The organism is Paenibacillus sp. FSL H7-0735 (assembly GCF_038008505.1).
Classification (GTDB): Bacteria; Bacillota; Bacilli; order Paenibacillales; family Paenibacillaceae; genus Paenibacillus_AQ; species Paenibacillus_AQ odorifer.
The window spans coordinates 2,521,150-2,544,982 of record NZ_JBBOZH010000001.1 but is presented as its reverse complement, the minus strand read 5'-3'; the positions used below and the strand labels follow the sequence as shown (position 1 = coordinate 2,544,982).

Here is a 23,833-nt window from a genome sequence, read left to right as displayed (position 1 = left end):
TCCCCCCTATCATTCGTTGTTTAGATTCATATGAGGCAGATAGGAGAATTAGTCTTGCAGAATCTTTTAAATCTTAGATAATCTAAAAAAAGCGCCTAGCCGGATATTACCGACTTAGGCGTTTTTTTAACAAATATTCAGTTATTTTACCGTAACTTTCATGATAGCACTCTCATTTACCCCTTGATCATTCAACAGCTCAGCCCGGTATTCATAGACGCCTGGAGAACGGTTAGTAATAGAAGTAGATGCCGTTTGTGCGTTTGGGGTGCCTGCTGTTAAAGTCTTAGTATCGATCAGTATTCCGTTCTCATACAAGCGATACTCTTTGCCGTTCATCCCCCACCATAAATTCATAGTCACTTTATACTCTCCATCGCCATCCCAGTTGTCATTGGACAACACCGGCTTAGCTGGTGCAGCATCCTTCACGATAACCACATGAGCAGCAGACACCGTTGTGCCAAAAGAATTGGTCAGCTCAGCCGTATAGGTGTAGGTTCCGTTTTCTTTTCCGGTAATATTAGTCACTGCAGTCTGTGCAGCTGGGGAATCATCACGTAAGGTTTGCGTGTCGATTAAGGCACCATTCTCATATAGCTTGTAGACCGTACCATTATTGCCCCACCACATATTCATTGTGATTTGGTAATCCCCGTCCAAAAGTCCTGTATCCTGCCCATTATTATTGGATAGAACCCATTGCCCCGGAACACCTGTAGCCTTCTGAGGTCCACTTACGACCACAATCACTTGTTCTGTCGTTGAGAGTCCAGCGTTATTAATGGCTGTTGCGATGAACGTATGCGCTCCCGCAAGTTCTGTGAGTGGAATCTCATCTCCATAAACTACAGGTTTACCATCAAAAGTAATATCCAGACTGCGAATACCAGACTCTGGATCTTCCGCTACGACCTGCACCTTCAGTACATCCGTTTCACTCATTTGAGCAGAAGGTAAACCAGAAATCGTAGGTGGTGTAGTATCTTCAGTTTCTCCCGGTGAGCCTACATATTGAATTTTTGGAGCCGCTGGTTGTTCCATCCCTTCACCAAGAAAGAATCCAGGGTGCGGAGGTTGATTATAGCCTACATTTTGCCAAGCTACTGCCAGGCGGTAGATCGGATCATGCATCAATGTGCGAATACGATAATCTGTCATATCCGTTGTTGTGTAGATCCGTAGTTCAGAACTGTCCGTTGCCCGCCAGATCACTTCTTCACGCCAATCCCCGAACAGATCTGCCTGCAAGCTTGGATTCGCCTTGGTGCCATTATTTGAAGAAGCACCTACAGCCGTCAATAAGTTAACCGTTGTCTGATTGCTATAGTCCCACTTATCCACTCGATTAGCATCCAGTAATTCACGTAAAAGATCACCATCCCACCAAATACCAAAATTCGTGGAGGAAGGCAGTTTTTTAGTAATTAGTTCACCTTGCGCACTGTATAGGCCCGTAACAGGTATATGCTCCTCATTGGTGATCGTTGCAGCCCATACCTCTTCGCCAGCATATCGCGGATCAATATCCGCTGACATCCCCCGTCCAGTATCAATCCCCGTGAACACACCCCATAATATATCTCCTGTAGCTGCATCACGCATTTCAATCCCATACTTCGAATCGGTATGCTCATGAACATCAAAGACTTCCAGCCCGGGTCTGGTAGGATCAAGGTCCCCGAAATGAATTGCATCACCATGGCCAAGCTTTGTATTATACAGCGGCAACCCATCATCGTCGATTGCCATCGCGCCGAAGGTTATTTCGTCCTTACCGTCGCCGTCCACATCTCCTACAGAAAGATTGTGGTTTCCTTGACCTACGAAGTCTCCATATCCTTCATCATTAGAATCGAAACGCCATACTTTCTCGAGCTTGCCCTCGCGATAATTGTAAGCTGCAAGTACAGTTCTAGTATAATAACCGCGGCTAAAAATCACGCTTGGCTGCTCGCCGTCTAAATAAGCTACAGCTGCCAAAAAGCGGTCTACACGGTTACCATAGGTATCCCCCCAAGCGCCAACATCTCCACGTGGCGGATCATAATCAACGGTATCCAATGCCCGGCCTGTTGCCCCTTCGAACACCGTTAAATATTCATTGCCCAGCAGCACATAACCCGAACTGTTACGATAGTCTGCACTGACATTGCCAATGACTTTTCCTTGACCGTCCACTGTGCCATCTGCCGTCTTGATCATAATTTCGGCACGTCCATCACTATCCAGATCATATACCAGGAATGGAGAATAGTGTGCACCGGCACGAATATTAGGCCCTAAATTAATCCGCCATAAGCGAGTTCCATCTAATTTATAAGCGTCCATATAGACAAGTCCAGTATACCCAGCTTGAGAGTTATCCTTGCTGTTCGAAGGTGACCACAACATGATGATTTCATATACACCATCACCGTCCAAATCACCTACACTTGCATCTCCCGCACTATACGTATACGGTTGACCATCCTTGGTGTAATCATCTGCTGGCTTTTGCAAAGGGATCGATAGATATTGCTTCTGCCATACGCTGAATGGTTCCGAAGCAGATTTCTCGACTCCATTGATTACTGATGTGATTCTATATTTGGCATCCTCCCTGCCTGTAATATCGAGATAGTTCGTGTTTTGAGTAATCAACGAATCATTTAGTTTCTTATCGCCACGATACAGATTGAATCCTATCGTTTCCGGATCCAGACCTAACATCCGCCAGCTGATATACACACCTTCATCTGTCTTAACCGCTACAGGCGCACGGTCCAGCGCCTCCATCCTCCGGTATAAAGTTGTCACCGCTGAGGCTTTCAACGTAGCGGATAGATCAGAGATGCCGCCTGCATTTACCGAGGCTACTTTGTAATAGTAAGGAATGGTAGTCAGAACGGTCATGTCTGTGTACGAAGCTTCGAATGATTTGCCGATCAGGATGAACTCACCGTCTGCGGATTTCGCACGATAAATGTTGAACATCCGTGCATCCGCTACCTCATTCCAAGTAAAGGTCACATCATTTTTGTTCGTAGATTGTACAGCTAGACCACTAGGTACGGGTGCTTTTGCTACGGAGGGATCAATCATAGACACTTTTAGCGCATTAGAGCCTACGGATTCCAGTCCCGTGCTGTCGACCGAAGTTACCGTATAGATATATTCCATACCAATATCCGCAGTGGTATCTGTGTAGAACGGCTCTATTGTCTCGTCCAGCAGCTCTGCACTATTCGCAACCGTAGCCTGACGATATATACGGTATTTCAGCGCCCCCTCCATACTGTCCCAAGAAAGATTAGCTGTAATAGGCTCACTGTTTAAATCCAGGCTACCCAGTTTCAGATTCGTTGGGGCTAATAATAACGGTGTGATCTCCAGCCCATTGAGATGAGCGGTTGTGCCACTAAAGACAAGATTCATCTGCCCGTCTTTGACAGTAATCTGGTTATACAGCTTCTCAGCAATATTTTCCTTACCTGAGGAGACTGTTCCGTAATCTTTGCCTTCAATGGCTACATTCGTCTTGGCAGATCCAATCCAATCTCCTGTATAAGTCTTAACAGAATAATAACCATTGGGTAAATCAACTTTGAATTCATACGATCCTCCAAAATAAATCACAAAATCTCTGCGCAGATCGTCCGTCGCATTTCCCCGATCCCGATCAATCATCCCTGCACTCGAGGTCAAACCATATCCTCGTTCTGGGGTATATAGGACATTCACATTCACTTCCGTATAACCCGCAGCAACGGGTGAACCAACAGGTCCGAAATCATAACGATACTGAGCGGATTTCGTAGTCAGCTTCACTTCATCTGAAGGCTCAGACTCTCCTAGCCCATTCACTGCAGTCACTCTTACCGAGTAGCTTTGACCTTCAACCAACCCGCTTAATGTCAATGAAGGGACAGTTGAAGTTCCCGCTAATGTATAAGCAGATTCGGCTTCTGCCGCTAGCTTACGATAGATTTTATAGATATCTGTACCTTCTACTTTATTCCATTTCAGTACTGCACCTGCATTACTGATACTCCCAGCTACAAGTCCTTCAGGCTTCGCTGGCACCGTTTCCGGCTGTTTGATGTCCTGCACAAAGCTGGAGAGTGGAATATTTAATTCCCCTATTCCTTTGGCCAGCAGACGGGCCATTTGAATGGCTCCGTACTCTTGAAAGTGAGTATCGTCTGTCGAGCCATTTGGGAAAGCACCATATATCCCTGCATCGAGGTGAAGGAATACAGAGCGTGTAGCTGCAAAACCGATAGAATTGTAATAAGCTACACTGAGTGCGCTAAGATCTACCAAGTCAACATCCAACTCACTTGCTACTTCTTTCATAGCCTGCACATATTCTGGAAAGCTCACATTAAATTTTTCACTCGCGGCATTATAATCTCTGCGGCCCATGGGAGTCACCAGAATCGGAGTTGCTCCTCTTTGCCTAGCTCCATTGACATAAGTTTTTAAATAAACTTTGTAATCGGCTGGAGAAGCATATCGGTCTGGAACGCTAATCGTTGCGTCATTATGACCAAACTGGATAAGGAAATAGTCGCCCGGTTGGATCTTACGCAGGACTTCATCCAGCCTTCCCTCGACAATAAATGACTTAGAGCTGCGGCCTCCGATAGCGTGATTCTTAAACGTTACTTCCTCACTAAAGAAATCAGGAATCATTTGTCCCCAGCCTGCTTGTGGTATCCAATAAGGATCATAAGTCTGCAGGGTTGAATCACCCGCAATATAAACCGTAGGCAATTCATTAGCAGGACGGTCTGGCTGCTTAGTAATCACCAGTGCATTGATATTAGGCTTAGTGCCAGAGAACACCAAGTTCATTTGTCCATCCACCAAAGCGATGTCAAAGCTCATTTCCAAATACTGGCCTGCTATTTTGCTCGTCTGTTGAACTTTTTGAATGGATTCTACTTTGATGCCAATCTCTGTATCTCCGGCGCTGTCACCAGCGATAAGTGACACAGTATAGTCGCCATTCGGTAAATCTACATTAAAGGTAGCATCCTTAGGGACCACAAAATCTGATCGCAAAGGATCTGAGGTTCCTCGGTCTACCCCAGTTACTTTCGATATATCTGTAAATCCATATTTAACCTCAGAGGAATAAGATACCCCTGAATCTACCTTAAGATAACCTTCAGCCACAGCACCCGGGCCAAAATCAAAGGAATAAACATCCCCTTCTGGCAAAGTTCCAGGAGGCGTATACACAGCGCTTTCCACCTTATCAGATAGCTCTGATTCTCCTTGGTCATTGGCTGCCTTCACCCCATAATATTGCCGTTTTGAGGTATCCGCTGAGGCATCCGTAAATGTCGTCTTCTCTGACTGACCAATCTCATGGAATGTTCCATCTGCTGCATCAGACCTTAAGATCGTATAGCGGTTTGCTCCAGCCACACTGTTCCAACTCAGTTGAACAGAACTTACACCTACACTGACAATTGAAAGACCGGTTGGTGCTGCGGGAACCTCTACCCCCGGAATTTTGTCTACTGTCACAGATGCGCTCAAAGCAGACTCCTCACCCTTTCCATTTACAGCTGACACATTGTAAATGTAGCCACTGCCTTCATTTACGTCTGAATCCACGTAGCTGTTAGCTGCAACTTGACCTATGGCTTGAAGAGTTCCACTAGGAAGAACCGTTCGATAAATATTGTAATAGACTGCTTCTGTCACGCTGCTCCACCCCAGAGATACCTCAGTGGGAGTGATATTATGAACCACTAATCCCTCAGGGGCTTTCAATGGACCTGGTACAATCTGCTGAATAATTAGTCCATTTAAATATCCGCCAACCCCTGTACCCGTAATGCCGACGGTCAGTTGACCATCTTGAACAGTCGTCCGATAGGTAGCTTGATTTACAGCTTGCTTGCTGCTTATCGACCCAGCCGTGCTACCTTCCAAAGTAATCGTAGTTTTGGTTGTACTTGTACCCGCTAGTAAATCTCCTGAGTATACAGTCACATCGTAATCCCCATTAGGAAGATCCACCAAAAAAGAATAGGACAGTCCCAATACAAAATCGTTGATCATACCGTCTCCACCCGAACGATTCCTCGAAGCAACCGCCTGATCTAAACCATACCCTAGCTCATTCGTATATAACTTAGATTCATGCACGCCTGTATAACCACTCATAACAGGACTTGTTGCTGTTCCAAAATCATATTGCAAGGTTATTGGGCCTGAAGCTGCACTGGCCTGTTGCCCCCCAAATGTTGTAGATGGAAGTATTGATGAACAAATGAAGATCCACGACAATAACACCATAAATATTTTATTTCCAAGTTTATTCCTCTTCATCTTCCGTGCTTCACCCGCTTTCTTATGATTGAAAGAACTTAGTACGCATCTAGCCCTGTTGTAGTAAACGCTTACAATAAGCTTCGTTGTCATTCGTTCTTCAAATATAAGTTCACTTCGTGCGCGTATCCCCTCCTCTTTGCTCAGGCAGTTAGTTGGTAGACGATTCCAGTTCCACTCATATCCAACACGATACTACCACCTAAGTGTCACTCTGAACATTTAAAAAACAGATTTTATCATACACTAAACCGTTCAATTTCTTCGCCTATAGTTATAAAAACCTACGATTTGGTAAGCAGTTAGGACAGAAGAATCAGTGAGGGGACACCCGCCTTTTGAGATCACGACAACAGTTTTGCTATTCCTTCATCCTTAACCATTCACTTCTGAGCAATCCATAGGAATAAGTATCATGCCAGATTGGCTCTCCATTACTATCGTATTTAAAATAACCCGTCTGCAAAAAATGTCCTTCTCGACGAAGCTTCAATCGTTCAAGCAGTTTCCATGAGCGTGTATTTTCGGGATCACAGTTCGCAATCACACGTCTCATTTTCAGATTATCAAAGCCATAGTTTAACAATTGATTACAAGCCTCTGTAGCATACCCGTTTCCCTGAAAATCAGGGTTAAAAACATATCCAAATTCCCAAACGCCAAAAGCCTCTGGTTGGCTCTCTTGAAAATATAAGTTGCCGATCATTTTGGTCGTAGATTTAAGACAGACTGCCCAAAAAGCACGGTCCGATGACCGTCTGAGCGCCTCAGTGCGAGATTCATCTGCATTAAACCCGGAATAGGGCTCATATTTCACAACACTTTCTTGCGACAAATATTCATGAAGGTCTTTCCAATCCTCTGCTGAGAACCTTCTAATCCATAAACGTTCGGTTTCCATAATTTCCATCAGAACAACACTTCCCCAATATTAATAGTAAATATATACCATACACCCCATAATACCCCTATGCCTTTTTTATTTCATATGAGCAAAATCATTTCACAAACAGCAAATAGGCCTCCTTGGATTCCCAAGAAGGCTGATGAATGTTTCTCTATATCTTAACTCCGCTTAAACTGCCACCTGACGCAAATAATCGTTCGATATGCTTCTGAACGGTTGGGTCTGGGATCAGTGGTGGGGCTTGATGGGGTTTTACCCGAGCATCAATAATCACGTTATCACAGGACCAATGTTTATACTCAGTAGAACTGTTCACTCCATAGATATCATGAGATGGATTACTGCGGGTAAACGTCGCCCATAGGAAATTGTCGATCTTTTCACTCAAAAACTCGCTATCATCACACAAAATAATCATTGGACAAGAAGGAAGTGCCCCTTGCTCCTGAATAGCTTCACTAAGCTTATTCATTTCCAATGCTGCTTCAGCGTAGCTTGTGAATTTAGCACCTTGAAGGGCAACAAGACCAGGCATCACCATTCGTGCATGTCCAAATCCCTGTAATTCTTTAAGCATGCCCGGTACCTCTGTACATAGCTCTCTTTTCTTATCCCCTACTGCTGCGAAGATCACTTTACTTCCGCTGTTTAATCCTGTGCCGGAATAATCAAGCGTATCAATCGTGGTGTTGGTATAGAAATGAATATCTCTACGAAGATTAATCCGCTCCAAGATATACGTCAAGAAACCCTCGATATTATGTGTGCTGATAGGCTGATTTTCTTCTGCTGTAATAAACAAAAACTTAGCTAAACTAAGCTGACCCGTCCCTAAAATCCGGTTAGCAATGGTCAGAATTTCCGCCGGCTGCTTTACTTGCTGATAAGGCGTATAACGTTCACTGCCAATGGCGAACAGCAGGGGATGAACACCCGCAGCATCGACTGCATGAACTTCTTTGACGCCCGGAATTTCTTGGCGGATAGCCCCACCTGTCAGCTCGTGAATTAACTCACCAAACGCGGTATCCTCCTGTGGCGGCCGGCCGACAACCGTAAATGGAAAGATTGCATTTTTCCTGGCGTACACTTTATGTACTCTCATTACTGGGAAAGGGTGAACCAAGCTATAATAGCCTAAATGGTCGCCAAATGGCCCCTCCGGCTTCGTCTCACCAGGGTGAATTTCACCTGTTATCACAAAGTCCGCATCATTGCTGATACAGTAACCATCCACATAGCTATAGCTGAAATGGCGTCCTGATAATAAACCTGCAACGATCATCTCACTCATTCCCTCAGGCAAAGGCATAACCGCCGATAAGGAGTGAGCGGGTGGTCCACCGATAAAACAACTCACTTTAAGCGGTTGTCCTTGGCGGTTCGCTTTTTCCTGATGTACGCCAATGCCGCGATGAATTTGATAATGAATGCCCACTTCTTTATTTAATTCATACTCATTTCCAGTCAGCTGCACACGGTACATTCCCAGATTGGAATTCATAATGCCCGGCTTGTCCGGATCTTCTGAATACACCTGCGGCAAGGTTACAAAAGCACCACCATCTCCCGGCCAATGTGTGATTAGCGGAAGATCAGAGATACTAATTTCCTGGAAACCGCTTGGCAGACCTCCTGGCTTTTTAATAGGCAATGCTTTTCTCGCGGATAATCCGGTTCCAACATATTTAAATGGATTTTTGAGTGCTTTTACGGGATCGTTGCGAAGGGCAATTACGTTATGTGTGGAGTCCCAAGTCCGCCGAAAGATAAACTTACTGCGCTCTAGCGTTCCAAAAAGGTTAGATACGGCCCGAAACTTCGAGCCTTTTACATTCTCAAATAATAATGCGGGTCCACCAGCCTCATAAACCTTTAGGTGAATCGCCGCCATCTCTAGATAAGGGTCCACTTCTTCACGAATCCGAACTAAATGTCCGTGTTTCTCTAAATCATTAACACACTCTTCTAAATTGCTATATTTCATTTCATTACTCCGATCTCTAGAAGGTTATTACAAGATTACTTGGATGCTTTAATTATACCCTGTAAGATATTAAAATAAAGCGCACGCGTACCCTATGTACTAGAACCTAACGTCTTTATCTTGTATTCTCTGGTTTCGGTTCACTCCGCAATATATTTTTAGCAGGAATACCTACTGCCGAAGCATTATCCGGCACATCCTTTACCACTACAGACATGGCCCCGATATTAACATCGTTACCAATGACAACCGGTCCAAGAATCTTGGAGCCTACTCCAATAAAAGCTCTGTCTCCAATCACAGGCTCTCCTAAGTTATTTCTCCCGCCAATCGTCACTTGATGAAAAATAGTAGCATGGCTTCCAAGCACCGCTTTAGGACTAATGATAATCCCATTTAAACCATGCGGTAAATGAAGCGCGTCACCAATTTGAGCTTGAGCGTGAAGCTCTCCATTTGCAAGAATACGGACAAAAAGCACATCCATTATTCGATATAAAAGCCACAAAGGTTTTCGCACGATGCCATTCTTCACTCGATAATACACCCAATTTCCATAACGATAAGTAAACAAGGCCATAATCGTTTGAGGATTTTTCAGATTTGCTTTCCAGTCCGTTTTGAATGATTTCATCATTTTATCGTTCTCCTTTTTAGGGGCTAGGGTATGCACTGTATTCTGGAGTAATGAAGGGCAGCTGTGGATAAAACATCTGGGAGGATCGCGGGCTGGAGGGTCAGTCGGTGATTGTACTTTCACCAGTGTAAGATAGATTTTGAGATTCATCAAGCAAGTGGACAGTTCTCTCTATATAATCATCAACCGATTTAGAGGCTTGTTAAACAACAACACGCGCCGAACAAAAAGATCGGCGCGTGTTGGAAAGCATATTTTCTATTAAATCAGATCCAGAACAATCACATTTACGGAATTGGCAGCTAGCTTCACAACTGCCGTGTCTTTATCAATTACGATTTCTGTTTCGACTGGTGTAACCTTCTCATCATTTTTTCTGTTCACATTAGGTGTGTGAACCAGCGAGGCGTCTCCGGTTAAGGTAATCCGTTTACCAGTAGCAGCTACTTTTAAGCCTTTTAGATCAAGCTTCGTTGCTTTTTCTACACCATCCGCATTTACAAGCTTCACATAAAGATGCTTATCATCTTTAGTTACGGAATTATATACCTCTCTGTTATAAGCCTCAAGCTTATAATCCAGTACTTTGCTTGTTACCTTGCCATCTGTATAAGAGCAAATCAAATGTTTGCCATCTGCTCCACCATAATTAACGGTGATAGTATATTCCGTATGATCCGCAAGCTCTTCATAGCAACTGGCTCTCAGGTTACCAGCAGCGGTACTAGAGGAATAATCGCCGAGAGTATAAGCCTCAATCCCTTGCTTGTACACCTTGACTCCTGTGGCATCACCATTATAGCCAATCGCATATTCGATGACATCTTTATTTTCCGGTGAGATTTCTGTCAGACCTGCGCCTACATAGAAGCCATCTTCGCCAGAAGCTTTTTCAGCTACAACCTCTACTTTATAATTAGTCCACGCGTCATTAAGGATATACAATCCATTCAGTCCGCCATTCTGCGCTTTCAATACCAGACCTTTGGAAGGATCAATCGTATATCCGGCAGAGCCAGGAATCACTTTCCAAGCTTCATTCAGCGGCTGCGTGAAATCTTGATCCAACCAAACACTGCCATCTACATTCGAGGTCACTTTCACCCGTTTCACGATCACAGCTGATTTCCCGGCAGCCACTTCAATTCCTCCATGAGGAATGAGGTCTACCTTCTCCCCGTTGCGATAAGTCGAAAATGAGGTGCCAACCACTTTGGTTCCCAGGTATTTAGCATACAGCTGCTGAACATAATAGTTCGGTGTGTACCATACGGTCTCATCATCGAACCAGATGCAATCCGGTGTCCATCTATAGGTGCCATCTGTCAGAACCTTGTTGAACAACGGTGCCGTTGCCGCCAATCTAATCACATCAGAGTTATTCTCGAAGCTGGACATAATCGCTGCCTCAGCAACAGCTCCTGCCAATGTGTTTTTATCTGTGGAAGCATATTCACCCACAAAAACCTTTGAAGTTTCAGCCTCATCCAAGCTGCCGTCTTCCTTATAGGCTCTGTAATAGTAGTTGTAACGATCAGCATTCTCTAACAAATACTCATTGGAACGGTAGTAATGCTCATCCGCAATGGTATCCATGTAGTTCTTTTGTTTTTCGTACCAGGTAACAGTCTCTTCGATGCTCGATGTACCATCCGTAAAGCTGATTTTTTCCGAGCCCTGTAAATTTCCGCTTAGGAATTTCCAACCTTGCTGGTAAGCATCATCATCTGCCTGTGCACCCACGGTAGAGAGAATAGTCAATTCATGATCAGGATAGTTCTTCACCATATACTCATCAATCACTGTTTTAAAATATTCGAAGTTGGCAAAAAACTCTGTACCCCAGTTTTCATTCCCCACACCCAAATAACGCAGGTCAAACGCTGCTTCATGGCCCATCTTTTTACGCAATGCAGCCCACTCATTATTGTCAAAATCCATGCTAATCGCAAAATCAATCAGATCCGTAAAGTTCTTCACATAATAATCTCTTAACGCACCGCCAGCTGGATTCGCATAATCCGAACGAGCTTGACAGAGTACGCCGCAGGCCATAACCGGAAGTGGTGTTGCGTTCAAATCCTCGGCTAATTGGAAATACTCCATATATCCAAGACCCATGGTCATCATGTAGCCCCATACGTTATAATTCTCTTTGCGCAATTCGATATCGTTGACGGACTCTTTCCAATCGTACACGTTCTCCCAAATGTGAGAACCTTCAGAAATACAACCCCCAGGGAAACGCAGGAATGTAGGATGAAGATCAACGAGTGCATTCACTAAGTCTTTTCTTAATCTATAGTTTGGATTTCCTTTATAGTTAGCATGAGCTGTAGCAGAACGTTCCTCTTCACCAGCGCCCCAAACGTCATCAGGAATTAAGGATACCATATCAATGGAGATCTCACCGTTAAAGGTTAACGCCAGCTGACCAAGCACAGTTTCAGACCCTGTTAATACAAGCTTAGAATCGACACCATACTTCTTCCAGTTGCCGTCACCGTTTACTTCAACAACTGCAGTATCGCTGATGGCTTTACCGTCTTTGTCGAGCAATTGCAAGGTAATTGTGCCCGCTGCTTCTGCCTTCGCCCAGATTGTGAAGTTGTACTTGGCATCTTCCTTAATAAACATCGAGCAGTGCTGATTGGAATCCGCAAAACCTCTATTATTAATAGTCGCGCCATCCGCTACCGTCACATAATGAGCATTCATATCTTTATCTTCGATGCCGAAGAAATCGTTTAATCCGCCTGTATTATGGACAGTCATTTTCTCTGTATCCCCAGACCATGCGTGAAGAGGTGTATAATTTCTTCCGGTGGAAGCACCATGTACACCACATACATGCGAATAGCTGTCAAAAGCAAAAGATTCGAAGGAGCGATTCTGCACTAGCTCTGCATAGATCCCACCGTCTGCTGCGTTGTTAATGTCCTCATAGAATAAACCATATAGAATTTGGCTAACATCCAAAATCTCCTGATTACCATCAATAGTTAAGGTGTATGGTGGCAAATCTTCCGGAAGCACAGACACCGTGAAGCTCTTTTCTACTGTACTAGCTCCCTTTTTCAAATGTGCTGTAAGCGTTACGCCTTGAGCAGATTGAACTCCTTTATTCACAACACCTTCATTAGAAATGACTTTGGAATCGCTGGATACCCAAGATACGTCAACTTTTCCGCCCATCAGCGAAACTGGCAACTCAATATCTTTGGTAATGATCGAGCTTGGGAAGGTTAAGTATTTATCTTTTGCAAGCTTTACGATATCTTCATCCGTCAAAGATTCGCACATGATTTCAATCACTTCATCTTGAGTTAAACCTGCTTTATATACACGGAAGTCCGAAATATAGCCGCTAAAATCAACATCTGCCGCGTATTGGGATTTCCCGATTGTATTATTGCTATAATTCTGTTGATCTTCAAAAGTAGCAAACCATGTACGCAGCTTAGCATATGTGCCACTCGAGGTTTGGCTGATCATTCCATCCGCAACTACTTCACCATTTACATACATCACAGGACCTGCACTGCTTAGTGTTCCACCTTCTGTACCTGTAACTGCAAAGGAAACATGTACCCATTCATCAGTCGCAAAGGATTTCCCTGGATCTGCGATTAAGTCTTCCCCTGCAAAACAAGTCCCCCGCAAATTGCGAGTTACGAAAATATAAGGTCCTGTTTCACCTTTACCAAAATCAAAGATTCTTTCCCATAAGCTTGAAGCTTTGCTTACATACATCCATGTCGAAATTGTAATTCCTGTATGGTCACTGACCTCTTTAAGCAGATCGTTAGGTAATGAAATATAGGATGTGCCATGTTCTCCCCCAGCAAGCGAAACAGCTTGTCTACCTGCTACGGATTTAATAGCCGGCAGCGTAGTACCTGAAGCGGTTCCATCATTGCCGTTCCCCGAGAAATCTTGACCCACATCCTCTGGATTATCAAACTTATAATGCGCAATTAGACTACCATTAATAAATTTGTTACCGTTGTCATTTTTCATAAAATATCACCTGTTATCTTTATAGTAGAAATCTTAAAAACCTAACTGTATTAGTTCATTGCCGTTTATACGAAACATAATAACATATTTTATAGTCAATTAATATATTAACCAATTAATATTTATGTGAAATAAAAGAAAACAATTTTTATAATCAAATATTACCAAATCAATCATTTATTCCATGGTAAAATATCTGTTAGTTAATAAAGGAGTGGTGAAAGTTGAGCGAAGCTGTGAATGAAAAGGCCAATTCTAGTGATTTATTTACGATTGATTGTAAAGATATTTTTCTGCGGGAATATAGTGTGGAGGATTTAGAGGAGTTTCATGCGCTTACTCTACAGCCTGAAATTATTGAATTCTTGCCAGATTGGAATGTTCCTAAAGAACAACGGTTGGACTGGTTAATAAACTATGAAATAAAAGAGAACCAGCAGTTTCTTCAAGTGATCTCAGCGGGCGGAGATATCGGAGAGCTTCGTCTTCGTTTAGGCATTATTTTAAAAGTGTCCGGTGAGTTTATTGGTTGGTGTTGTACAGGAATTAAGGAGGAATTGCCCGTTCCTAACAGAGAGATTATGTATGCCATATCCAAGGATCATCGCGGTAACGGCTACACTACTCAAGCTGCCAAGGGATTAATTAAGTATTTGTTTGATAATAGCTCTACCGATGTATTAAACGCCATTGCTCTGAAACACAATATCCCGTCTAATAGAGTCATTCAAAAATGTGGTTTCGAGCTTCTTGACGAGATTACAATTGAACATGAAGACTATAATTACTACCGGCTTTTTTCCCAGCAACAGTGGGATGAACAGGTATGATGTAAATAGCGCCTTACACTAAAAAACCTCTGTATGGGAAATGGAGATTCGGTCCATTTACCAAAACAGAGGTTTTTATTGTGAATTCATGATTGATGCTTCATGCGAAGCATTTGATCCAAAAGCTCTTTCACATCTTTTTCTGGAAAAGCTGCAAGCAGGGTTTCTTGAAAGGTATCTTGTGCACGAAGAAGCTTGTCTTCGCCAATGGCAGTCAAGGCAGTATAGATACTTCTGCGATCAGCATCACACGCTTTTCTTTCTAAAGCGCCACAGCCTTTGGCCTCAAACCGACTAACCAGTCGGGAAACTGCACTCTGGCTTAAACCCACCATAGCTTCTAGCTTCTGCAATTTCAGTTTCTTCTCCGGCGCTTCCGATAAAAATAACAGCAAATAAAATTCTTTTAAGGATAAGCCATGTTTGGCTTGTAGATTAGCTTCCAATTCATTCGTCACATTCATTTGTATATGCGTTAACGTCAACCAACTCGTTATAAGGTCATTGTTAAGAATGTCGTCCATTTTATTATTCATCTCCCGGGTGTATGGCTTTTCATGATTTTTTCCTTCTATATAATAGTACTACAATCCACAACCATACATAAAGTATAGCTTCGATACTTATACTTTATTTTATTTTAAAAAAGAGGAGAGACCGTTTCTCCAAGAAGCCGGCCCCTCCACACTTTACAATTATTTTGTTTGGACTTCAGACTTCATACCATTTATATTAGTCTTTACCCATTAATTCTTGGAAACCCGAAAGTATACTGTCTAGGAATGCCGGCATCTTTCTGAAGTTCAACCCCAGCTTCCAGCGTCCAGTATGGATTTCTCAACATGCCCCGGCCCACGGCAACAAGATCAGCTTCCTCATTCCCAATCACGGCATTAGCAAGTACAGGCTCATCCAATCTGCCAACCGCAATAACCGGAACATTCAAGCCATACTTGATTTCTCTAGCCAAAGGAACCTGATAAGCTGCATGCGTCCCTGGTTTCCCGGCAGCTGCGATAGGACCTTCACCACCTGCACTGATATGGAAAATATCTGCGCCCGCTTCTTTGTAAGCTTTACTAAATTCCAAGCTTTCTTTGATACCGTACCCGCCCTCAACATATTCTTGGGCGGAGATACGCATAATCAATGGCATTCCTTCCGGCATTTCACTTTTTGCTGCGCGAATGACTTCTGTACCAAACAGTGTTAAATCCTTGCCGTATTCATCTGTTCTTTGATTGGTTAGAGGGGAATGGAACTGATGAATAAGATAACCATGCGCTCCATGAAGCTCGATAACATCAAATCCCGCTTGTATCGCCCGCTTCACGCCCAACCGGAATTTCTCAACCATAGCTTTCACTTCTTCAGTTGTTAATGCACGTGGTGTTTTGGAGTCAGCGTCAAAAGGAACGTTAGATGAGGATACAGGAACTGCTGCATCTTCTGCTTTACGTCCGGCGTGTGCAATTTGAATACCTACTTTAGCGCCATAAGAATGACAAGCTTCAACGATTCTGGCCAGTGCAGGAATTTGCTCATCAGACCAAATGCCAAGATCAAAATCAGTAATCCGTCCATCAGGCTCCACGTCCGTCATTTCAATAATAATTAATCCGGTTCCGCCAACGGCGCGACTTACGTAATGATTATAATGCCAATCCGTAGCAATTCCGTCTTTGTTAGACACTGAATATTGACACATCGGAGGCATAACCACGCGGTTCTTCAGCTTCAAATCCTTCAATTCATACGGGGTGAACAAGTCCTTCATGATATCTCTCCTCTTTATAAAAAACTAAGTATAGTATGATCAATGCTACCAGTGAACATGAGTTTCTAAGTTCATCTTATATATTTTTATAAATGCATGCTCATGCATGTATATTATTATAGAACAGCGATGGTGTCAACCGTGAATAATCTTCTGCTTAATGGAAACTCCATGTATTGTTGAAACTTCTACCTTGAGGTAATATATGGATATCTATTTTTCTTTGAAAGGATGACCTCACTCGTGGACAAAAAGCTCTTACAATCGCATAGTATTTTCCCTACCTTGAATATTGAGCAAACTGCTGCCTTCTACAGCCAGTACTTAGGTTTTAAAGCTGTGCCCTATTTAGATACACAAGAACCACATCTTTGTTTGTATCGCGACGATACAGAGATTATCCTTACGCAATCCCATGGACAAAAGGTCATTCCCAATCGAGAGTTGTACGGTTATGGATACGATGCCTATTTTATTACGAAGCAGCAAGAAGAGTTGGAGAAGGAGTTCGAAGCCGCCGGTGTTCATATTGTTCGTTCTTTATCAAACACCGATTATAATAACAAAGAATTTGTGATCGAAGATGTAGATGGTCGCTGGATTGCTTTTGGAATCAAAAAATAAAAAAAACGGCTCTCAGCCGTTTTTTCTTGTATTTAAAAGAGTCCCCATAACTTCTTACAACTATTTTTACGGGAAGGATCCAAAACATCCGTAACCCCAATCTTATTTAACTTGTGTAGTAACTCTTCCTCGCTATGCTTGATTTTATAATCTAACTCCTCCCCATAGAGCGGAATTAACGTATAAAAGTGCACCACTTTCTCACGGGTCATTTCTAAATTAAAGAAACCGGCTTTATCTTTTACATCTGGAACCCAAACGAACATCCCTTGAAATCCTGTATCCTCACTATAAGGCTGGGCGGGATTACCGTTCACAAGCGTATGCCCCATATAAAGCCATGTATTATATTCATGCGGAAACCTAGCCATTGTTTTCAGGGCCCGAATCGGCCAATAATTCCGTTCATCCTTAAACGCCTCATCCGACAGCTTCCAGGTAGGAGGGAGACAAATCATTATTTCAGCATATTGATATTCTTCTGCACCTTCTGGCACCGTCATCGGTAATTCGCTCATTCCAGAAGTAATTAAAGTATAGAAGTTCCGCTCAGGCGTCGGATCAAGAATTAGAATATCTATCGACAGAACACCTGAAATAATTTCTTTAAAAACATTATCAATAACACCTATGTATTTTTCAATATGATTACATATTTTCTCATTAGACTGAGCAGAATGCATTCATAATTCCCTCCCTTATATATGTTTATCGGTATAAACAAAGGAGAGTTTATTGCTAATTTACAGAATTTCTTCTCCACTACCATGGATCTCACAAAAATCTTTATGAACACTACTAATTAATGCCGAATAACCTTGCCCCTGATCTAAAAGATGTTCCAAAAGGAACTTACTTATAAGCTCATTTAAGCAAGTATGAATTTCACAGGTTCTTTGTTTTAAAGTCTCTCCTTCCTCATAAAGAGGCAGATCGCTAAATGACATATGTGTAGCATTTCGTATTTTCAGAAAAGATTTATATCCGTTCCAATTCTGAAAAAGCGCCTCTTGTCCTTTGATGAAATCATTTGCCAGTTTCTCCTGTAATATATTACTTAAGGATTCTAAGGTCGAGGCCTTTTGCCTTAATACAAGAAGCGGCACAGTATTGTTCTTCTCTTCATTCTCAATATATAAGTGCATGCTTGCATCTAATAAAATAGCAGCTTTAATTCTATCGTCTTCCATAGTTAAATCTAATGCAGTAGCACCGCCGATGGAATGGCCGATAATACCAATCTTATTCATATCAAATAAGCCCTTCACATCTTTATCCATAGAATTAAGCGTGGACAGGTGATCCAGAACGTATTGAATATCTTTTTTTCGAATGGAGATTAAGTTATGTAAATCGGTATAATCCGCAGCTTTTATTTGCCTTATGGCTTCGGATTGATTAATAAATTCTCCACTAGGGCAAACAGTAAACATAGCTTCGTACGCAGCACTGACCGTTACCACTATGAAACCTTGCTTGGCCAACGCTTCTATATTATAAATATACATATCTCTATCTAAACCTAATGCAGGTGAATAGATGATGACTGGATAGGAGCGTTTGGATTTGCTTTGAAAGGTTCGATCGCTGATTGAGGTTGATAATGTATTTATGATTTCCATATTCATGCCAATATCTTGTAGAAGCTCTCTCGCCTGTTGTTCACAGGGCCCGAAAAGCTCCATATACTTCATTGCAGATGCGTTTTTATTTAATACACCCTCTGTATCCGGATAATAAATACTTATAACTATTTTCCTTCCCTCTGACTCTTCTTGGAACGTTTCCGTGCGTGTGTAATCCTTCAATAATTCAACTTTTCGAAAAACTCCCATTGCTCCACCCCATTCTTCCTAATATTCTATATTTTAATTGATTTTCCCATTTACTGAAATGCAATCTCCTTAATGTCCATAATAATGTCGATTACAATGAATGGAATGAAGCTGTATGAACGGTTATAATACCTAAGTGCATAAGAAATCTCTAAAAACTTCAGGGATGTGGAAAATTTAATGGTGAATAATTCAGCATATACACTTTATTTACGTGAGGATTGGAAAAAACTAAGCGATTTCACCGCTATCCAATTATCAGAAGAAGAACTTATGGAAGTCCAAAGTATTAATGAAAAAATCTCCAGCGAGGATGTTAACGAGGTCTATCTTCCTCTGTCCAATCTGCTAAATCTGCAACTTCTATCTGCTCATAAATTTAATGAATCTATAAATCACTTTCTGAACAATGATGTAAAAAAAGGTCCATTTATCATAGGCATCGCGGGAAGTGTCGCTGTTGGCAAAAGCACTACGGCCAGACTCCTACAAAAACTTCTCTCACAATTACCTTCCCATCCAAAGGTGGATTTAGTTACGACTGATGGGTTTCTACATCCCAACGCAGAGCTGGAAAAGCGCGGTATAATGACGAAAAAGGGCTTTCCTGAAAGCTACGACACGCGTAGTTTAATTTCTTTTTTAACGGATGTGAAGTCTGGGGTGCCGCGGGTCCAAAGCCCTGTATACTCTCACTTAACTTATGATATTGTGCCAGATGAATATATTACGATTGAGAATCCGGATATTCTAATTGTTGAGGGCTTAAATGTTCTTCAGACTGCGATTACAAATAATCATAATATGCCTAACTATTTTGTATCTGATTTTTTTGATTTTTCTATTTATGTGGATGCTGATGTAAACGATATCGAGACATGGTACATTGATCGGTTTATTAAGCTCAGAGATACTGCCTTCCAAGATGAACAATCTTATTTCAAAAAATATGCACAGCTGTCTCTAGAGGAATCTATTGAAATCTCAAAGCGGATCTGGAAAGAAATAAACTACGTTAATTTGCAGCAAAATATTCTGCCCACCCGAAATCGTGCGGATCTTATAATGCATAAGGACAACAATCATCACGTAGATCGAATTAAGCTGCGAAAATAAAGATTGAAGTCCTTAGCCGACCAAGTTGCTGAGATTCAGCACTTGGTTTTTTTGGTGCTCACATCAAATTGGGTGAATATTCTGGGTTTAATGTCTCTGTCCTCTGATCAAGGCGAACGTATACTGTGGTACATTCGTACACAAACGTGAAGAGAGGATAAATCAAATGATCGATATCGCCTTGGCTTTTCAAGATAAGGATGGGAAATATGCTGAACATGCCGGAGTCGTTCTAGCGTCAATTTTTCATCATACGAGTTCCCCAATTCATATTCATATTTTACATGATGTTTCTTTAAGTGAAACTAATAAGCGCAGGCTTAGCGCATTAACTACAAAACATAATCATACCCTTAGCTTTTATTCAATCACTATGCCTGATGATCTAACTCAGGTGCTAGCCAATGTTAACTCCATTAATGTATGGACGCAGGCATGCATGTATCGATTGCTTCTTCCTGCACTAATACCCGTGGACAAAATCATCTATCTGGACTGCGATGTATTAGTGAATATGGACATTACTGAATTATGGCAGGTTGAATTGAATGACAAGTATTTGGCCGCAATTTGGGACCAGGGGATTAGAGAGGTTGCTCATATTGTGAGCGCTAAGGGATTAAATCCTGATCTTTATTTTAATTCCGGAGTGATTTTATTTTCTTTGCATAATATCCGCCAGAATACCAACTGGTACGAAGAAATGCTAACCTTCCTACGTACCTTTCCTGATGTCACCATGCCAGATCAGGATGTTCTGAATGCGGTTTTTGGTGGGAATTACCTCCCCCTAGATATCCGTTTTAATTCGTTCAACACAAACATTCCGGACCATGATTTCACTAACAAAATCATCCATTTTGCCGGAGATGATAAATGCTGGAATAAAGATTCCGCGGGTTCATCCCTATATCAGCAATTCCTAAAGCTAACCCCTTGGAGAATCACCAGAGCCAAAATCAGACGAAGAAAACGGAAAAGCAGCCCTTTAAAACCACACCTCACCCGAAAAAGAAACAAGCAGAAAATAAAAATTGTTCAGTTGAACTTAACCCCTATTCTTTTATCCGATTTAAAACAAATTAGACCGATTAGAAAAAGCCCCATTTGATATGGGGCGGCATTTCTTTAGTTCACTTTCGTAAAAAACCATTTCTGAGCATCACTCCCGTTATCCGTCCACTGCTGGACAGCTGCGCCATCGGCTGTTGATGCTCCGGATACATCCATGGCTAATCCGCTCACTTTTGAAATAAGCTTATAATAGCCCCCTCCAACATCAATAATGCTCCATCGCTGAGCGTTGGTACCATTGTCATCCCACTGCTGCAGCTGTACACCGCTCGCGGTCGATGAGTTCGGCACATCCAACACTTTTCCACTATGCACTGCCGTAAGCTTGTAATAACCGTCGCCTGTACTCTCCACTTTAAATTTCTGATTATTGGCAGTGTAATTGGTCCATTGCTGCATTTTCGCCCCGCTTGCTGTGGATACATCCACTACGTCCAGAACCTTACCACTAGCCTTGTCAGCTAAAGTGTAAATTCCACCACTAACAACGCTTGAGGTAGGCGCAGCCTGATACACACGTACGTAATCAACCAGCATTTGAGCTGGGAAAGCAGTTGAAGCATTTGGACTTCCCGGCCAATTTCCACCCACGGCAAGGTTTAGCAGGATGAAGAAAGGTTTCTGGAACTCCTCCGTATTTCCGGTTCCGTTCTCAATATAAAAAGCATTAAACGGGTTGCCGTCTACAAACCATCTTATATAATTCGCATCCCATTCCACGCTGTACACATGGTACTGTGAGAAATCGAGGTTACTAGATACCTGACCGTACTCGGCATGCCCATTGGCATCCCAATGTACCGTCCCGTTAACAAAAGCATTATTGTTCACACGCTCCATAATGTCCGTTTCCCCAGATTTCGGCCAACCCACTGAATCAATATTCGCCCCAAGCATCCAAAATGCTGGCCAGAGTCCCTGTCCTGAAGGTAATTTGATTCTAGCTTCGATTTTTCCGTAGGTGAAGCTTTTGAGTCCCTGTGTTTTGATCCGTGCAGAGGTATAATTCATCCCCCCATACGACTCCTTTTGTGCAGTAATCACTAAATTCCCACCCGTTACCTGCAGGTTCTGCGGACGACTGGTATAATACTGAAGCTCATTGTTTCCCCAACCTCCGCTACCCGTACCTATTTCCGCCGACCAATTATTAGTGTTCAGAGAATTCCCATCAAATTCATCACTCCATGCCAGATTCCAGCTTGATGCCGCGCTTGAACTCCCTGTAGGTACCCAAGCAATTAATAGGGTGAACAGCAGAAATAGACTTAACATTTTTCCTTTTCGTAACATCGTCTTTTCCTCCTACTGATTTCATTGCGCGGCGCGCTCGCACATTTGAAACCGGTTTCGAATAATGGATAAAACAAAACGTTATCCCATAAACAGCTATAACAGCCAGAGTCAGGTTAACGCCTCGCTTCATTTGATGTGTACGTCTTTTCTAAACGCAATATGCCAACATTTCGATTAAAGGGACCATTTTCCATAGTTCTGCATGCTTAATGTCCAGGTTTTCTCTGCGTATTTTACCGTCGCCATACTCTCTGAGAGCGTCCATGCGATACCAACATACTGGTCCTTTTGATCGTCAAGGAATGATTTCCAATGTTGTCCCCCGTCTATCGTTATATATAACAATGTATGTTCATTTTCAGCGGGCCGAGTAATTAAGATTCCTTGATCCTTCGTAAGAAAGAGGGGAGGATAAGCATAGATTTGCGAGTTTACTAACTCATCCGGCACTGTGACTGTCTGTTCACTCCAGGTAACTCCACCATCCATTGTTTTATATAAACCAACTTTTCCCTGCCAAGGCGCATTCGTTGTAATCCAGCCTTCTTTTTCGTTAACAAAAGTAAGTCCCGATTTCACCCCGCTAGGAAGAGTACTTCCTGCTTGTAAGCTATCCCCCATCTCCTTCCAAGTCTCTCCCCCATCACTAGTTGTATAAAGCTCCATATCTTCACGTGACATTCCTTGAAAATGATAGACTGCTTTCCAACCTATATTTTTGTTGAGGAACACAGTATCTTCTCTGCGGTTATCTGAAGAATCAGTATCAGAATTCAAATTTGTATTTGGATTAGGATTAGGAGAAGGAGAAGGAGAAGTTTCCTGATTAGAAGTTGGATGAGGGATTGGAGTGGAATTGGAACAACCAGATGCTATCACTGCAGCAATTAGTAGTATTGAAACTAGATATTTCATCTTGTTACCACACCTTCTGTTATTTTTCTGAAAAAGTATAGTGGTGCTGTACATATAGCTTGGTCCGCAAACGTATTCAGTAAATGAAATTTTATCCTAAAATATCTGAAAAGTATTTACAGTTTCTTTATATAATCCAGCAACACCAAGGCCTATCGGACCGAGGAGACGTTATTGGTTCATTTTCAAGAGAATTCTTCTGTTAACGGACTGAGATGCAACTATTTGGCTAATCCTCCTACTTTTATAGGCAATAAACAGACAATAAGTGCTATACGGTCCGCGAGTTCGGTAAATGGAGCTAAAAAGCAAAGATAAGCGCTATACAGTCCGAAGATAATGTGAACGAAACCTTCAAGCAGCAGGTTATCAGCTTAAAGCTATCAGCTCAAAGTAGATATGAATGAATTCATCAAGCAAGGATCTACTCTTTGAATGTCAAAAGAAAAAGAAACGGCATTTCTGCCGTTTCTTTGGGTTATGGA

Annotated in this window: 15 protein-coding genes; 4 read left to right on the top strand and 11 right to left on the bottom strand. The window is 42.3% G+C overall.

Translation table 11 applies throughout. The annotated features are described in order from the left end of the window. Positions 1–141 precede the first annotated feature (141 nt). The 5 genes from NSS82_RS11405 to NSS82_RS11385 all read right to left on the bottom strand — a co-directional run bounded on the left by NSS82_RS11405 (position 142) and on the right by NSS82_RS11385 (position 13,881). A complete protein-coding gene (locus tag NSS82_RS11405) occupies positions 142–6,330 on the bottom strand; it encodes a rhamnogalacturonan lyase family protein (RefSeq protein WP_340960477.1) in 6,189 nt (2,062 codons plus the stop codon). A 361-nt stretch (positions 6,331–6,691) separates the two neighbouring features. Continuing rightward, positions 6,692–7,240, bottom strand: a complete 549-nt coding sequence (locus NSS82_RS11400) for a GNAT family N-acetyltransferase (protein ID WP_178944245.1) — start codon at positions 7,238–7,240, stop codon at positions 6,692–6,694. 148 nt (positions 7,241–7,388) lie between these two features. Continuing rightward, a complete protein-coding gene (locus tag NSS82_RS11395; RefSeq protein WP_076273124.1) occupies positions 7,389–9,224 on the bottom strand; it encodes a UbiD family decarboxylase in 1,836 nt (611 codons plus the stop codon). Between the two features lie 115 nt (positions 9,225–9,339). Beyond that, positions 9,340–9,861: a serine O-acetyltransferase gene (locus NSS82_RS11390; RefSeq protein ID WP_036679239.1), complete on the bottom strand. Its 522-nt coding sequence runs from the start codon at positions 9,859–9,861 to the stop codon at positions 9,340–9,342. Between the two features lie 261 nt (positions 9,862–10,122). Continuing rightward, on the bottom strand, positions 10,123–13,881 hold the full coding sequence (locus tag NSS82_RS11385; RefSeq protein WP_036679238.1) for an alpha-L-arabinofuranosidase C-terminal domain-containing protein: 3,759 nt from the start codon (positions 13,879–13,881) through the stop codon (positions 10,123–10,125). Between the two features lie 224 nt (positions 13,882–14,105). Here NSS82_RS11385 and NSS82_RS11380 point away from each other — a divergent pair, with 224 nt between their 5' ends. Further along, positions 14,106–14,711, top strand: coding sequence for a GNAT family N-acetyltransferase (locus tag NSS82_RS11380; RefSeq protein WP_256718557.1), 606 nt, complete (start codon positions 14,106–14,108; stop codon positions 14,709–14,711). Between the two features lie 86 nt (positions 14,712–14,797). Here the strand turns inward: NSS82_RS11380 and NSS82_RS11375 are convergent, their stop codons facing one another. Both NSS82_RS11375 and NSS82_RS11370 read right to left on the bottom strand, forming a co-directional pair. Next, on the bottom strand, positions 14,798–15,235 hold the full coding sequence (locus tag NSS82_RS11375; protein WP_052096922.1) for a MarR family winged helix-turn-helix transcriptional regulator: 438 nt from the start codon (positions 15,233–15,235) through the stop codon (positions 14,798–14,800). Positions 15,236–15,450: 215 nt separating this feature from the next. Then, entirely contained in the window at positions 15,451–16,488 is a 1,038-nt protein-coding gene (locus NSS82_RS11370) for an NADH:flavin oxidoreductase/NADH oxidase (protein WP_036679236.1), read from the bottom strand. A 243-nt stretch (positions 16,489–16,731) separates the two neighbouring features. On the opposite strand from NSS82_RS11370, the gene NSS82_RS11365 reads away from it, so the two are divergent. Beyond that, positions 16,732–17,112, top strand: coding sequence for a VOC family protein (locus NSS82_RS11365; protein ID WP_076098496.1), 381 nt, complete (start codon positions 16,732–16,734; stop codon positions 17,110–17,112). 32 nt (positions 17,113–17,144) lie between these two features. Here NSS82_RS11365 and NSS82_RS11360 read toward each other — a convergent pair whose 3' ends face one another. Together NSS82_RS11360 and NSS82_RS11355 are read right to left on the bottom strand one after the other, a co-directional pair. Further along, the gene (locus tag NSS82_RS11360) at positions 17,145–17,795 is read right to left on the bottom strand and encodes a suppressor of fused domain protein (protein ID WP_038569717.1); all 651 of its coding nucleotides are present in this window, start codon (positions 17,793–17,795) and stop codon (positions 17,145–17,147) included. Between the two features lie 60 nt (positions 17,796–17,855). Further along, positions 17,856–18,947, bottom strand: a complete 1,092-nt coding sequence (locus NSS82_RS11355) for an alpha/beta hydrolase (protein ID WP_076273123.1) — start codon at positions 18,945–18,947, stop codon at positions 17,856–17,858. A gap of 180 nt (positions 18,948–19,127) precedes the next feature. Between NSS82_RS11355 and coaA the strand changes: the two genes are divergently transcribed. Together coaA and NSS82_RS11345 are read left to right on the top strand one after the other, a co-directional pair. After that, on the top strand, positions 19,128–20,063 hold the full coding sequence (gene coaA, locus NSS82_RS11350; protein WP_036679230.1) for a type I pantothenate kinase: 936 nt from the start codon (positions 19,128–19,130) through the stop codon (positions 20,061–20,063). 166 nt (positions 20,064–20,229) lie between these two features. Continuing rightward, positions 20,230–21,174, top strand: coding sequence for a glycosyltransferase family 8 protein (locus tag NSS82_RS11345; RefSeq protein WP_076273122.1), 945 nt, complete (start codon positions 20,230–20,232; stop codon positions 21,172–21,174). Between the two features lie 17 nt (positions 21,175–21,191). Here NSS82_RS11345 and NSS82_RS11340 read toward each other — a convergent pair whose 3' ends face one another. Both NSS82_RS11340 and NSS82_RS11335 read right to left on the bottom strand, forming a co-directional pair. Then, positions 21,192–22,430: an RICIN domain-containing protein gene (locus tag NSS82_RS11340; RefSeq protein ID WP_076273121.1), complete on the bottom strand. Its 1,239-nt coding sequence runs from the start codon at positions 22,428–22,430 to the stop codon at positions 21,192–21,194. Positions 22,431–22,607: 177 nt separating this feature from the next. Further along, on the bottom strand, positions 22,608–23,348 hold the full coding sequence (locus NSS82_RS11335) for a WD40/YVTN/BNR-like repeat-containing protein (protein WP_076273120.1): 741 nt from the start codon (positions 23,346–23,348) through the stop codon (positions 22,608–22,610). Between the last annotated feature and the right edge of the window lie 485 nt (positions 23,349–23,833).